At 67.8% G+C, this 12,136-nt stretch carries 13 protein-coding genes; 5 read left to right on the top strand and 8 right to left on the bottom strand.

Annotated elements, in window-relative coordinates:
• Nucleotide 1: 1 nt before the first annotated feature.
• Nucleotides 2-880: a protease HtpX gene (gene htpX, locus AC1DEL_RS20100; RefSeq protein WP_477126165.1), complete on the bottom strand. Its 879-nt coding sequence runs from the start codon at nt 878-880 to the stop codon at nt 2-4.
• 120 nt (nt 881-1,000) lie between these two features.
• On the bottom strand, nt 1,001-1,336 hold the full coding sequence (locus AC1DEL_RS20095) for a hypothetical protein (RefSeq protein ID WP_092300244.1): 336 nt from the start codon (nt 1,334-1,336) through the stop codon (nt 1,001-1,003).
• 176 nt (nt 1,337-1,512) lie between these two features.
• Between AC1DEL_RS20095 and AC1DEL_RS20090 the strand changes: the two genes are divergently transcribed.
• The 4 genes from AC1DEL_RS20090 (at nt 1,513) to AC1DEL_RS20075 (ending at nt 3,430) form a co-directional block, all read left to right on the top strand.
• On the top strand, nt 1,513-1,947 hold the full coding sequence (locus tag AC1DEL_RS20090) for a Cd(II)/Pb(II)-responsive transcriptional regulator (RefSeq protein WP_092300241.1): 435 nt from the start codon (nt 1,513-1,515) through the stop codon (nt 1,945-1,947).
• Between the two features lie 125 nt (nt 1,948-2,072).
• The gene (locus tag AC1DEL_RS20085; protein WP_177220001.1) at nt 2,073-2,219 is read left to right on the top strand and encodes a hypothetical protein; all 147 of its coding nucleotides are present in this window, start codon (nt 2,073-2,075) and stop codon (nt 2,217-2,219) included.
• 163 nt (nt 2,220-2,382) lie between these two features.
• Entirely contained in the window at nt 2,383-2,811 is a 429-nt protein-coding gene (gene rnk, locus AC1DEL_RS20080) for a nucleoside diphosphate kinase regulator (protein WP_092300238.1), read from the top strand.
• A 265-nt stretch (nt 2,812-3,076) separates the two neighbouring features.
• Nucleotides 3,077-3,430, top strand: coding sequence for a hypothetical protein (locus AC1DEL_RS20075; RefSeq protein WP_092300235.1), 354 nt, complete (start codon nt 3,077-3,079; stop codon nt 3,428-3,430).
• A 146-nt stretch (nt 3,431-3,576) separates the two neighbouring features.
• On the opposite strand, the gene ypfJ is transcribed toward AC1DEL_RS20075, so the two are convergent.
• From ypfJ to gcl, 6 genes are all read right to left on the bottom strand, one after another.
• Nucleotides 3,577-4,461 (bottom strand): KPN_02809 family neutral zinc metallopeptidase, encoded by an 885-nt coding sequence (gene ypfJ, locus AC1DEL_RS20070; protein ID WP_092300232.1) that lies wholly within the window; start codon nt 4,459-4,461, stop codon nt 3,577-3,579.
• A gap of 135 nt (nt 4,462-4,596) precedes the next feature.
• Nucleotides 4,597-6,081, bottom strand: coding sequence for a pyruvate kinase (gene pyk, locus AC1DEL_RS20065; protein ID WP_477126164.1), 1,485 nt, complete (start codon nt 6,079-6,081; stop codon nt 4,597-4,599).
• Nucleotides 6,082-6,142: 61 nt separating this feature from the next.
• Nucleotides 6,143-7,474 (bottom strand): glycerate kinase type-2 family protein, encoded by a 1,332-nt coding sequence (locus tag AC1DEL_RS20060; protein ID WP_477126163.1) that lies wholly within the window; start codon nt 7,472-7,474, stop codon nt 6,143-6,145.
• Nucleotides 7,475-7,563: 89 nt separating this feature from the next.
• Nucleotides 7,564-8,487, bottom strand: a complete 924-nt coding sequence (gene glxR, locus AC1DEL_RS20055; protein WP_092300223.1) for a 2-hydroxy-3-oxopropionate reductase — start codon at nt 8,485-8,487, stop codon at nt 7,564-7,566.
• Between the two features lie 57 nt (nt 8,488-8,544).
• Nucleotides 8,545-9,327 (bottom strand): hydroxypyruvate isomerase, encoded by a 783-nt coding sequence (gene hyi / locus AC1DEL_RS20050; protein WP_092300220.1) that lies wholly within the window; start codon nt 9,325-9,327, stop codon nt 8,545-8,547.
• 17 nt (nt 9,328-9,344) lie between these two features.
• Nucleotides 9,345-11,129 (bottom strand): glyoxylate carboligase, encoded by a 1,785-nt coding sequence (gcl, locus tag AC1DEL_RS20045; protein WP_092300216.1) that lies wholly within the window; start codon nt 11,127-11,129, stop codon nt 9,345-9,347.
• Nucleotides 11,130-11,424: 295 nt separating this feature from the next.
• Here gcl and AC1DEL_RS20040 point away from each other — a divergent pair, with 295 nt between their 5' ends.
• Nucleotides 11,425-12,105: a hypothetical protein gene (locus AC1DEL_RS20040; protein ID WP_092300213.1), complete on the top strand. Its 681-nt coding sequence runs from the start codon at nt 11,425-11,427 to the stop codon at nt 12,103-12,105.
• Nucleotides 12,106-12,136 lie beyond the last annotated feature (31 nt).

Genomic DNA, 12,136 nt, shown 5'->3' with positions numbered 1-12,136 from the left:
ATTAACGGCTGGATTGCAGCGCCGCGATGCGCTGCTCGATCGGCGGATGGCTCGAGAACATCGCCAGCCACTTGCGGCCGCCCGAGATCCCCATCGCCTGCATGTTCTGCGGCAGGCCATCGGCATCGAGGCCGCCCAGGCGGCGCAGCGCCGAGACCATCGGCGTGGGCGTGCCCATCAGGCCGGCCGCGCCTGCGTCCGCACGGAACTCGCGCTGGCGCGAGAACCACGCCACGATCACGCTGGCCAGGATGCCGAAGAGCAGCTCGCAGATCACCACGGTGATCATGTAGCCGATGCCGGGGCCGCTCGACTCCTCGTCGTTGCGGCGCAGCCACGAATCCACGAAGTAGCCGACCACGCGTGCCATGAAGATCACGAAGGTGTTCACCACGCCCTGGATCAGCGTCAGGGTGACCATGTCGCCATTGGCGATGTGGGCCACCTCGTGCGCCAGCACGGCTTCCACTTCGTCGTGGGACATCGACTGGAGCAGGCCGGTGGACACCGCCACCAGCGAGCTTTTCTTCGACGCGCCCGTGGCGAAGGCATTCGGCTCGCCGTCATAGATCGCCACTTCGGGCATCGGCAGGCCGGCCCGGGTGGCGAGTTTCTCGACGGTCTGCATCAGCCACAGCTCGGTGCTGGTGCTCGGATGGGTGATGACCTGGGCACCGACCGACCACTTGGCGATGGTCTTGGACATCAGCAGCGAGATGAACGAGCCGCCGAAGCCCATCAGCGCGGCGAACGCCAGCAGCATGCCGAGGTTGAGGCCGTTGGATGTCAGGTAGCGGTTCACGCCCAGCAGGCTGGCCGCGACGCTGAGGACGAGCATGACGGCGATGTTGGTCGCCAGGAACAGGAAAATACGTTTCATGGTGTGTGGGGCAAGGATAAAGACGCGGACGAGCCGCAGGCGCGCACGGCGCTGACTGGGCGCCGCACGACAAACGGAACGCGCACGGCCGGCCAGTGGCGGCCACGCGCGCAATGGGGATCAGCCGCGCGGCGGGCGCGGCAAGCGGGGAAGGTGGGGGTCCGGCAGCGTGATGCCGGCATAGCGCGGCAAGGCGCCGCGCACAGAGGGGGCGGCCACACGCGGCATCGGCGCGGGCAACAGCTGTTCGGCGAAGTCGGCGCCCGGCGGCGAGGGCTCGGCGCTATCGGCCGGCATCGGCAGGCCTGGCTCCGCCGGCGCGGCGAAGTCGGCCTGATCGGCCAGCACCGGGTCGGCGGCAATCATCACCGCCTGCATCGACGTCTCCACCTGGGCCACCGGCGTGCTGACGCCTGCCCAGGCCTGCAACGGCAGGAAGGCAAGCAGCACGATCATCAGCAGGAGCCGAAGCGGTTGCACGGAGCGGTGTGACGAGGGGGACGACATTGGCGTCGATTCTACCGCAGGGGGCTGGCGGCCGTTGCCCCGCAGCAAGCTGACGGCAAATCGCCTACACTCCCTCCGTAACCCTGTAATTGCTACAGGGATTTCCGAACCCGGAGAACCAGACCATGCGTATCGGCGAACTGTCCCGCCACAGCGGTTGCGACGTCGAGACCATCCGCTATTACGAGCGCGAGGGGTTGCTCGATGCCCCGCAGCGGGAAGACAACGGCTATCGCCGGTACGGCGACCCGCATCTCGTGCAGCTCAACTTCGTGCGCCATTGCCGTTCGCTGGGGATGAGCCTGTCCGATGTGCGCCGGCTGCGGGATTTCCAGCGCAATCCGTCGCTGGCGTGTGGCGATATCGACACGCTGCTCGACCGCCAGATCGACCAGATTCACGCCCAACGCGTGGCGCTGGAAGCGCTGGAAGGGCAGTTGCGTGCGCTGCGGCATACCTGCGAGAACCCGAACCCGCATCCGGCCAGCGAGTGCGGCATTCTCCAGAACCTCCAGCAGGCAGCCGAAGGGGCGGCCTGCGAATGTCATCCACGGCATTGATGTAATGCGCTCGATTGTATAAGAGCGTATCAATGCGGCGCATAGGGTACACCCTCAGCCCGCGCCATCGGACGGCTGTGCTAGCATGGCCGTTCGTTTTCCCTGCATCTCAGATCATTCTCACGATGTCCCGTCATCTGCCGTTCACCGCATTCGCCATGGTCCGCTTCCAGCGGCCGGCGGGCGCGTGCGTGCGGGTGACGCGCATCGCCATGCGCAGCATCGACCGCCGGATCAACGCCCCGCTTGATCCCGCCCGGTTCCCGGCCTGACCGATCCCCACCAAGCGGGCCCGGCGCCGAACCGGGCCCGAGTCACCGCAGTTTCCATCCTGCCGGCGTCGCCCCATTGCGCCGGCCATTGAATTCCTGACACCCTGGCCGCCGCGCGCCTGAATCTGCGCTCGGCTGCCGCCTTGCGAGAGAGACCTTTGCCATGGCCAAGTCCAACGGCGTTTCCAGCAACGCCCCCACCCTGTACCTGACCGAACTGGACGTGACGCGCCTGGAAGGTATCGCCAGCCGCGCCGCCACCGCCGAACTCGACGAAATGCTGGACGCGCTGCTCACCCGCGCGGCCATCGTGCCGCCGGACGCGATCCCCAAGGACGTGGTGACGATGAACTCGCGCGTGGTCTGCGCACTGGAAGGGGAGCCGGCGCCGCGCGACTGGACGCTGGTCTATCCGGACGATGCCGACCTGGCCGGCGGCCGCCTCTCGGTGCTCTCCCCGGTGGGGCAGGCGCTGCTCGGCGCCCGCGCCGGCCAGACCGTGGACTACCGCCTGCCGGACGGCCGCCAGCAACGCGTGACCGTGCTGGAAGTGGCCTTCCAGCCCGAAGCCAGCGGCCAGTTCACGCTCTGATCTCGCGCTGATTCCCCCGGTCATCCGCCTGGATTGACCGGTCAACGCGGCTGGCACCCCGCCAGTCGCGCCCCCGCGGCCACCGTTCATCGGCAGGTCCAGCGTTTCACGGCGTGCAACGCACCATTCGTCGCAGCGGTATTTCTCGTTGGCGGCCGACCCACTAACCTTCACTCCGTGCTCAGATGGCAACGCAGATTGTTCATCCGGGCAGCAGTTCAGCTGTCTACATAAAAAAGCAGTGAATCAGTTGAAGGAGTCCCAGATGAACGCCAAACGTATCCTTGGCGGCGCCCTTGTGTTCGCCGCATTCGCAGCGTCAGCCGCGGCCATGGCCGCGCCGGCCGCCACCAGCAAGGCTGGTAAGTTCGACGTCTATGCCGATGCCTTGCGCACCGGCAGGTTCGATGTCTACACGGACGGTGCAAAAACCGGCCCGTTCGACACCTATACGGATGGCGCCCGCCAAGGCCCGTTCAACCCGTTCGGCGAAGGCACCCGGCAAGGCAAGTTCGACAGCTTCAGCGAAGGCAGCCGCACGTTCAGTGGAGAGATCTCCGCGACGCCGGTCGACAACTCGCGCAATGGCGACTTGTACGGCTACAACTATCGCGTCTGAACCTAGCTCGTCCTGACGGACAACGCGGCCACTTAGGTGGCCGCGACAGTTTTCTCTCCCACCTGCCCGGCCGACCTCCTCCTTCTCTCTCTCCGCCCGGCAGGTGATTTTTCCTTCCGCTGTTCCCGCCGTTCCCGCTCCCCCGCTTACAGCTTCTTCGCCGCAAACGTATCGCATTTGCGGATATCCCCCGTGGTCAGCCCCTGCCTGAGCCAGCGCACACGTTGTTCGCTCGTGCCGTGGGTGAACGCCTCCGGCACCACGTAGCCCTGCGCTTGCCGTTGCAGCCGGTCGTCACCAATCGCGGCGGCGGCTTTCAGTCCTTCCTCCACATCGCCCGGTTCCAGCAGTGCCTGATTGGCCTTTTGCGCCGTCGCGGCCCAGACGCCGGCCAGGCAGTCGGCCTGTAGCTCCAGACGCACGGATAGCTGGTTCGCCTGCGCCTCGCCCATGCGGCGGCGCGCGGCGTCCACCTTGGCGGACACCCCGAGCAGGTTCTGCACATGGTGGCCAATCTCGTGGGCAATCACGTACGCCTGGGCGAAGTCGCCGCTGGCGCCGAAGCGCTTGCGCAGCTCGTCATAGAAGGCCAGGTCGATATAGACCTTCTGGTCACCCGGGCAGTAGAACGGCCCCATCGCCGACTGACCGGTGCCGCACGCCGTGGGCGTGGCGCCCGAGAACAGCACCAGCGTGGGCGGCGCGTAGCGGCGGTTCAGGTCGGTTTCGAAGATGTGCTCCCATGTCCGCTCGGTATTGCCGAGCACCTTGCGCGTGAACACGGTGAGCTGGTCGGTGGCCGGCGGGCGGTGCGCCTGGGACTGCGGCGCCTGCTGCGGCTGGCCCTGGATGACCGAGGCGCCCTGGAAAATCACCGACGGATCGACCCCAAAGAAATACGAGGCGGCCAGCGCGATAACGATGGTGCCGATACCGATCGATTTGCCGCCGATGGGGAAGCCGCCGCCGCCAAATCCGCCGCCACGGCGGTCTTCCACATTCTGGCTTTCGGCTTCGTCGTCGAGACGCATGAGGGCTCCGTCATAGCTTGTAGATCGGCGGCCACGTGGGGCCGCCATATGTCGGAGCAGTATAGCAATGGCGCCCGACGGTAGATGTCAGCCATCCACCGTCAGGTACATCCCTTAGTGGCCCTCAGCGGGCCCTCAGACCGCCGCCGGCTGGCGCAGCGCGCCGCCGATGCCGAGGTCCGCGTCCAGGCTGCCCGCCACTTTGGTGCCGACTTCGGCCACGCGCAGCAGGTTGGTCGTGCCGCCCTGGCCGAACGGCATGCCGGCCGCAATGGTGATCTGGTCGCCCGGCGCCGCGTAGCCTTCCACCAGGGCCGCGCGGGAGGCGGCTTCCACCATCTCGTCCACGCTCTGCACATCCGGGCTGACCGTCGAATGGATCCCCCAGGCCATGGCCAGCCGCCGCGCAATCTCAAGATTCGGCGTGATGCTGACGATGGGCGCGCACGGCCGCTCGCGCGCGGCACGCAGCGCTGTGGCGCCGGACGACGTGTACGTCACCGTGGCCACCGCGCCGATGATCTGCGTGACCTCGCGCAGCGCCGCGCAGATCGCATCCTGGCGCGTGGAGAGCGGCGCCTCGTGCTGCGCATCGATCATATTGCGGTACAGCGGGTCCTGCTCCACCTCGGTGATGATGCGGTCCATCATCGATACCGCCGGTACCGGATGCCGGCCGTTGGCCGATTCGGCGGACAGCATCACGGCATCGGCGCCGTCGTAGATGGCGCTGGCCACGTCGGAGGCCTCGGCGCGCGTGGGCACCGGCGAGTCGATCATCGATTCCAGCATCTGCGTGGCGATGACGATGGGTTTGCCCAACTGGCGGCAGATGCGCAGGATGCGCTTCTGCACGCCGGGCACGCGCTCGGGCGGCAGTTCCACGCCGAGGTCGCCGCGCGCCACCATCACCGCGTCGGACACGCGCACGATCTCTTCCAGCTGCTGCAAAGCCGCCGGCTTCTCGATCTTCGACAGCACGCCTGCGCGCGTGCCGATGATCTCGCGCGCCTCGGCGATGTCCGAGGGCCGCTGCACGAAGGACAGCGCGATCCAGTCCGCGCCCAGCTCCAGCGCGAAGGCCAGGTCGCGGCGGTCCTTCTCGGTCAGCGCGGGGATGGGGATCACCGCGTCCGGCACGTTTACGCCCTTGCGGTCAGACAGCGTGCCGTTGTTGGCCACGCGCGTGGTGATGCTGCCGCTCGCCACGGCCACGATGTTCAGGCGCACCTTGCCGTCATCGATCAGCAGGGACTGCCCGGCACTGGCCGCGCGGAACAGCTCCGGGTGCGGCAGGTAGACGCGCGTGGCATCGCCGGGCGTGGGGTCGCTGTCCAGCACGAAGGTGTCGCCGGCCTTGACCGCCACCTTGCCCACCGCGAAGGGGCCGATGCGCAGCTTCGGGCCCTGCAGGTCGGCCAGGATGGCGATGGGGCGGCCGGTCTCGGCCTCCACCTGGCGCACGGCGTCGTAGCGCGCGCGATGGTCCTCGTGCGTGCCGTGGCTGAAGTTCAGCCGGAACACGTCTGCGCCGGCATCGAACAATTGGCGGATGACCGCGATGTCCGAGCTGGCGGGTCCGAGCGTAGCAACGATCTTGGCTTTGCGCTGGCGTCTCATGATGTCTCCTTCCTGTTTCCGTGGGGCTCTTGTGCGTCTTGTGGGGCGGCGCGATCCGGGATCAGACGATCAGGATCGCGCGGAAATCGTTGACGTTGGTACGGGTGGGGCCGGTCACGACGAGGTCGTCGAGGCCGGCGAAGAACCCGTAGCCGTCGTTGTTGTCGAGGTGGGCGCGGGCGGACTGGCCACGGGCGCCGGCCCGCGTCAGCGTGTCCGGGCCGAGCAGGGCGCCGGCGTTGTCTTCGGAGCCATCGATACCGTCCGTATCCCCGGCGATGGCGTGCACGCCGGGCAGGCCGTCGAGCGCCACGGCCAGCGCCAGCAGGAATTCGGCATTGCGCCCGCCGCGCCCGTCGCCGCGCACGGTGACGGTGGTTTCGCCGCCGGACAGGATCACGCACGGCTTCTGGAATGGCTGGCCGCGCGTGGCGACCTGCCGGGCGATGGCGGCGTGCACTTCGGCCACATCGCGCGCTTCGCCCTCGATGCAATCGGACAGGATGTGCGCGGTCAGGCCCAGCTCGTGCGCGCGGGCCGCGGCGGCTTCGAGCGACTGCTGGGCGCTGGCCAGCGTGACGCTGCGGTGGCCGGCAAAGCGCGCGTCGCCGGGCTTGGGGGTTTCGCCGGCGCCGCTCTCCAGGTGCCGGCGCACGTTGGCGGGCACCTCGATCTGGTATTTGGCGATGACTGCGAGCGCGTCGGCGCAGGTGGTGGCGTCCGGCAGCGTGGGGCCGCTGGCGATCAGGGTCGGGTCATCGCCGGGGATATCGGAAATCAGCAGGGTCTCGACGCGTGCCGGCGCGCAGGCCAGCGCCAGCCGGCCGCCCTTGAGCGCGGAGAGATGCTTGCGCACGCAGTTCATCTCGCCGATGTTCGCGCCGCTGCGCAGCAGCGCCTTGTTGACCGCCTGCTTGTCTTCCAGTGTCAGGCCCGGGGCCGGTGCCGCCAGCAGCGCGGAGCCGCCGCCGGAAATCAAGCAAAGCACGAGGTCATCGGCGGTCAGTCCCCGCACGGCTTCCACCATGCGTTGGGCGGCGCGCTGGCCTGCGGCGTCGGGTACCGGGTGGGCGGCTTCCACGACCTCGATGCGCCGGCAGTCGGCGCCATGGCCGTAGCGCGTGACCACCAGCCCCGACAGCTCGCCTTGCCAGTGCGCCTCCACGGCCTGCGCCATCGCGGCGGCAGCCTTGCCCGCGCCAATCACCACGGTGCGGCCCTTGGGCGGCGACGGCAGGTGCGGCGGCAGGCAGTGGGCGGCGCTGACGGACGCCACGGCCGTGTCGAACAGGTCGCTCAGCAGCGCGCGCGCGTGGCGGGGATCGCGGAAGTCAGGGAGGCTGCCCTGTCGCTGGGGCGACAGCAGGGCGGCGGTGGCGTCGGTGGAAAGCATGTGGGGTCCGGAAGGCAAGGCAAGACCCGGGCACGGGGCCCGGGCGGGTGAGGCTAGGTACGCTTACATCGCGCTATTACATCGCGCTATTACTTCGCGCTTTTTGCGATCTCATGGTTCGACATGATCTCGATCGCCCGGCACAGCGCCGAGTGGTCGAGCTTGCCGAAGCCGTTGGCTGCGCATGCGTTGAACAGCTCCTGCGCGGTGGCCGTGTTCGGCAGCGACACGCCCAGCGTCTTGGCCCCTTGCAGCGCCAGATTCAGATCTTTCTGATGGAGTTCGATGCGGAAGCCGGGGTCGAACGTGCGCTTGACCATCCGCTCGCCGTGCACTTCCAGAATGCGCGACGCCGCGAAGCCGCCCATCAGCGCCTGACGCACCTTGGCCGGGTCGGCGCCAGCCTTCGACGCGAACAGCAGCGCCTCGGACACCGCCTGGATGTTCAGCGCCACGATGATCTGGTTGGCCACCTTGGTGGTCTGGCCGTCGCCGTTGCCGCCGACCAGCGTGATGTTCTTGCCCATCAGCTCGAACAGCGGCTTGACCTGATCGAACGCCTCGGCCGGGCCGCCCACCATGATGGTCAGCGAGGCCGCCTTGGCGCCCACCTCGCCGCCGGAGACCGGCGCGTCGAGGTAGGAGGCGCCGAGCTTGTTGATGCGCGCCGCGAAGTCCTTGGTGGCGATCGGCGAGATCGAGCTCATGTCCACCACGATCTTGCTGTAGCTGGCTTCCTTGCCGGCCGTCTTGAGCGCCGCCGCCACGCCCTTGTCGGCGAACAGCACCGCCTCCACGTGCGGGGTGTCCGGCACCATGATGACGATGATGTCCGCGCGCTTGGCGACTTCCTCGGCGCTGGTGCACACGGTCACGCCGGCATCGACCAGCGCCTGCGGCGCCGGATTGACATCGTGCACGAACAGCGTGTGCCCGGCGGCGCGCAGGTGGCCCGCCATCGGCGCGCCCATGATGCCAAGGCCGATAAAGCCGACGTTTCGTTGATCTGCCATGCAATGTCTCCTCTCTAATCTATCGAAAAATTCTTGAATGTCTGCGGGGCGCGCGGCTTACTGCACGCCCATCGCGGCGCGCCARCCCAGGCCGGCCTCGGTGGTGGTCTTCGGCTTGTACTCGCAGCCGATCCAGCCGGTGTAGCCAATCTCGTCCAGGTAGCCGAACAGGAACGGGTAATTCAACTCGCCCGTGCCCGGCTCGTTGCGGCCCGGGTTGTCCGCCAGCTGCACGTGGCGGATCTTCGGCAGGTTGGCCTTGAGCGTCGCGGCGATCTCGCCCTCCATGCGCTGCATGTGATAGATGTCGTACTGCACATACAGATTCGTCGCATTGACTTGACCGATCAGGTCCACCGCCTGCTGGGTGCGCGAGAGGAAGAAGCCGGGGATGTCGAAGGTGTTGATCGGCTCGATCAACAGGTCGATCTGCTCCTTCGCCAGCGCGGCAGCCGCGAAGCGCAGGTTCTCCACCAGCGTCTCGTTGGCCTGCTCGCGCTTGACGTCCTGCGGCAGCTTGCCGACCAGGCAGTTCAGCTGGCGCACGCCGAGCACCTTCGCGTACTTGATCGCCTCGCCCACGCCTTCCTGGAACTCGCCCACGCGGTCCGGGTGGCAGGCGATGCCACGCTCGCCGGCCTCCCAGTTGCCGGCGGGCAGGTTGTGCAGCACGAGGTCCAGCTGGAACCGGCTCAGCCGGTCGGCAATCTGGTCCGCATGGAACGCGTACGGGAACAGGAACTCCACGCCCCGGAATCCGGCGCGGGCGGCGGCCTCGAAGCGGTCCAGGAAGGCCACTTCGTTGAACAGCATGGTCAGGTTGGCGGCGAGCTTTGGCATGTGTGTCTCTCTCCCGGTCAGGCGGTGGCCACTTCTTCGGACAGGATGGCCTCGTCGGCGTCCTCGATGTCCTCGATCGGCTCGAACTCGTTGATGTTGTCGATCTCGGTACCCATCGCGATATTGGTCACGCGCTCCAGGATCACTTCCACCACCACCGGCACCGAGAACTCGGCCATCAGGTCACGCGCCTCGGCGAAGGCCGGCGCGATGTCCTCGGGCTTGTGCACGCGGATCGCCTTGCAGCCGAGCCCTTCCACCACCTTGACGTGATCCACGCCATAGCCGTCCAGCTCCGGCGCGTTGACGTTGTCGAACGCCAGCTGCACGCAGTAATCCATCTCGAAGTTGCGCTGCGCCTGACGGATCAGGCCGAGGTAGGAGTTGTTCACCACGAGGTGGATGTACGGCACCTTGAACTGCGCGGCSACGGCCAGTTCCTCGATCATGAACTGGAAGTCGTAGTCGCCCGAGATGGCCACCACGTCCGATTCCGGCGAGGCGGTCTTCACGCCGATGGCGGCGGGGATCGTCCAGCCGAGCGGGCCGGCCTGACCGCAGTTGATCCAGTGGCGCGGCTGGTTCACCGACAGGAACTGCGCAGCGGCGATCTGCGACAGGCCGATGGTGCTGACGTAGCGCACGTCGCGCGGGAAGTACTGGTTCATCTCGCGGTACACGCGTTGCGGCTTGATGGGCACGTTGTCGAAGTCGCTCTTGCGCTTCATGGTGCGGCGGCGCTTCTGCACATCGGCCACCCAGGCCTTGCGGCACGGCAGGCGGCCGGCCATCTTCATCTCGCGCGCCACTTCCACGAACAGCTCCAGCGCGGCCTTGGCGTCCGAGACGATGCCGAGGTCCGGGCCGAACACGCGGCCGATCTGCGTCGGTTCGATATCGACGTGAACGAATTTCCGACCCTTCGTATAGACATCGACGCTCCCCGTGTGGCGGTTGGCCCAGCGGTTGCCGATGCCCATCACGAAGTCGGACGCCAGCAGCGTGGCATTGCCGTAGCGGTGCGAGGTCTGCAGGCCGACCATGCCGGCCTGGAGCGGATGGTCGTCGGCGAGCACGCCCCAGCCCATCAGCGTCGGCACCACCGGCACGTTGACCAGTTCGGCGAACTGCACCATCAGGTCGGCCGCATCGGCGTTGATCACGCCGCCGCCGCAGACGATCAGCGGGCGCTCGGCCGCGTTGAGCATGGCGATGGCCTTTTCGATCTGCGCGCGCGAGGCGGCCGGCTTGTACGGCTGGAGCGGCTGGTAGGTCTCCGGGTCGAATTCGATCTCGGCCACTTGCACGTCGAACGGCAGGTCGATCAGCACCGGACCCGGGCGGCCCGAGCGCATCAGGTGGAACGCCTGCTGGAACACCTGCGGCACCAGCGCCGGCTCGCGCACGGTCACGGCCCACTTGGTCACCGGCTTGGCGATCGATTCGATATCGACGGCCTGGAAATCTTCCTTGTACAGCCGGGCGCGCGGCGCCTGGCCGGTCACGCAGAGGATGGGGATGGAATCCGCCCAGGCCGAGTACAGGCCCGTGATCATGTCCGTGCCGGCGGGGCCCGAGGTGCCCACGCACAGGCCGATATTGCCCGGCTCGGCACGCGTATAGCCCTCGGCCATATGCGAGGCGCCTTCCACGTGGCGGGCCAGCAGGTGCTTGATCGAACCGGCCTTGCGCATGGCCGAGTAGAACGGGTTGATCGCGGCGCCGGGCACGCCGAACGCGGTGGTGATGCCTTCCTTCTCCAGCACGGCGATGGCCGCGTCAACTGCTCTCATCTTCGGCATGTCTGTCTCCAGGGATCGAATTGAAATGGGTGAAATGTCCGCTGGCGTCGATCCTATGCCCGCAGCGGGGCGCGGATAAACAGAAGGGCGATCAGTTGATTCGATACCTGGGGTATGCAATGACCTCGCCGGCGCCGCTATGAAGTGACGAATTCAATACGTTGCAGTGCGGAATCCGCGTCCCCCACAAGCGTGGGGGTTGGGTCGATTTGGGGTGGATTGGGTGCAATTCGGGCTTTCGGTAGCAGGCCGCCCCAGCCAAAATAGCGGGCTCTGTTCTCGCCATCGCCTTGCCATGTACACGCGGCTGCCGTCCACCTATGAATTGATCGAAGCGCTCCAGGCCGGACCCACCGAGCGCGCGCCGGACAGCCGGCTCGCGGGCGTGCTCTGGGCCGGCTTCGTGCTCGCGCTGGTGCCGGCGCTGGTGGCCGGGGGCGGGCTGGTCTGGTGGCACGAGATCCTCGGCCAGGCGCCGCCCGTGTGGCTGCCGCAGGTGTTCCACGGGCTGCTGGCGGTGTGCGGCGTGTTCTACGTGGGCGCGTGGCTGGTGCGCCTGCTGGTGCGGCGCGATGCGCTGCGGCATCCGCTGCGCTGGCTGTCGCGCCGGGTGGATGTGGAGAGCGATGCCGAGGACGCGCTGGTGCTTCGGCTCGGGCGTGTTCCCGCGCTCCAGTTGCGCGCGCGCCAGCGGCGCATCGTGCTGCAGGCGCGGCTCTGGGAAGGCGCCGCCCGCACGGTAGCGCTGGTGCTGGCGCTCGGCCCAGCGGCGGCCGTGCTGGCCGATGGGCTGGTCGTGGCGGCGCCCGACAAGGGGCCCGCGCTGGTGGCCGTGTACGGCGCCGTGCTGGTGGCCGGCGCGGCGTTCGCCCTGTTCGCCCAGTTGCAGTGCTGCGCGCCGCTGCGGCGGCTGGCCCACGTGCTGGGCGAGGCCGCCGAGATCAGCGACGCGCTGTTGCGCAGCCGCCCCAGCTGACCCGCCGGGGCTGCGAATGCCTCACAATGTG

Source organism: Cupriavidus sp. 10L43_2 (assembly GCF_056395265.1).
The sequence above is the reverse complement of the archived record's forward strand: the minus strand, read 5'-3'. Positions and strand labels throughout refer to the sequence as shown.

Excerpts from the sequence above, each read along its gene's own strand:
- htpX (WP_477126165.1), bottom strand. The coding sequence starts at position 880 with ATGAAACGTATTTTCCTGTTCCTGGCGACCAACATCGCCGTCATGCTC.
- AC1DEL_RS20095 (WP_092300244.1), bottom strand. The coding sequence starts at position 1,336 with ATGATCGTGCTGCTTGCCTTCCTGCCGTTGCAGGCCTGGGCAGGCGTC.
- AC1DEL_RS20090 (WP_092300241.1), top strand. The coding sequence starts at position 1,513 with ATGCGTATCGGCGAACTGTCCCGCCACAGCGGTTGCGACGTCGAGACC.
- AC1DEL_RS20085 (WP_177220001.1), top strand. The coding sequence starts at position 2,073 with ATGTCCCGTCATCTGCCGTTCACCGCATTCGCCATGGTCCGCTTCCAG.
- rnk (WP_092300238.1), top strand. The coding sequence starts at position 2,383 with ATGGCCAAGTCCAACGGCGTTTCCAGCAACGCCCCCACCCTGTACCTG.
- AC1DEL_RS20075 (WP_092300235.1), top strand. The coding sequence starts at position 3,077 with ATGAACGCCAAACGTATCCTTGGCGGCGCCCTTGTGTTCGCCGCATTC.
- ypfJ (WP_092300232.1), bottom strand. The coding sequence starts at position 4,461 with ATGCGTCTCGACGACGAAGCCGAAAGCCAGAATGTGGAAGACCGCCGT.
- pyk (WP_477126164.1), bottom strand. The coding sequence starts at position 6,081 with ATGAGACGCCAGCGCAAAGCCAAGATCGTTGCTACGCTCGGACCCGCC.
- AC1DEL_RS20060 (WP_477126163.1), bottom strand. The coding sequence starts at position 7,474 with ATGCTTTCCACCGACGCCACCGCCGCCCTGCTGTCGCCCCAGCGACAG.
- glxR (WP_092300223.1), bottom strand. The coding sequence starts at position 8,487 with ATGGCAGATCAACGAAACGTCGGCTTTATCGGCCTTGGCATCATGGGC.
- AC1DEL_RS20040 (WP_092300213.1), top strand. The coding sequence starts at position 11,425 with ATGTACACGCGGCTGCCGTCCACCTATGAATTGATCGAAGCGCTCCAG.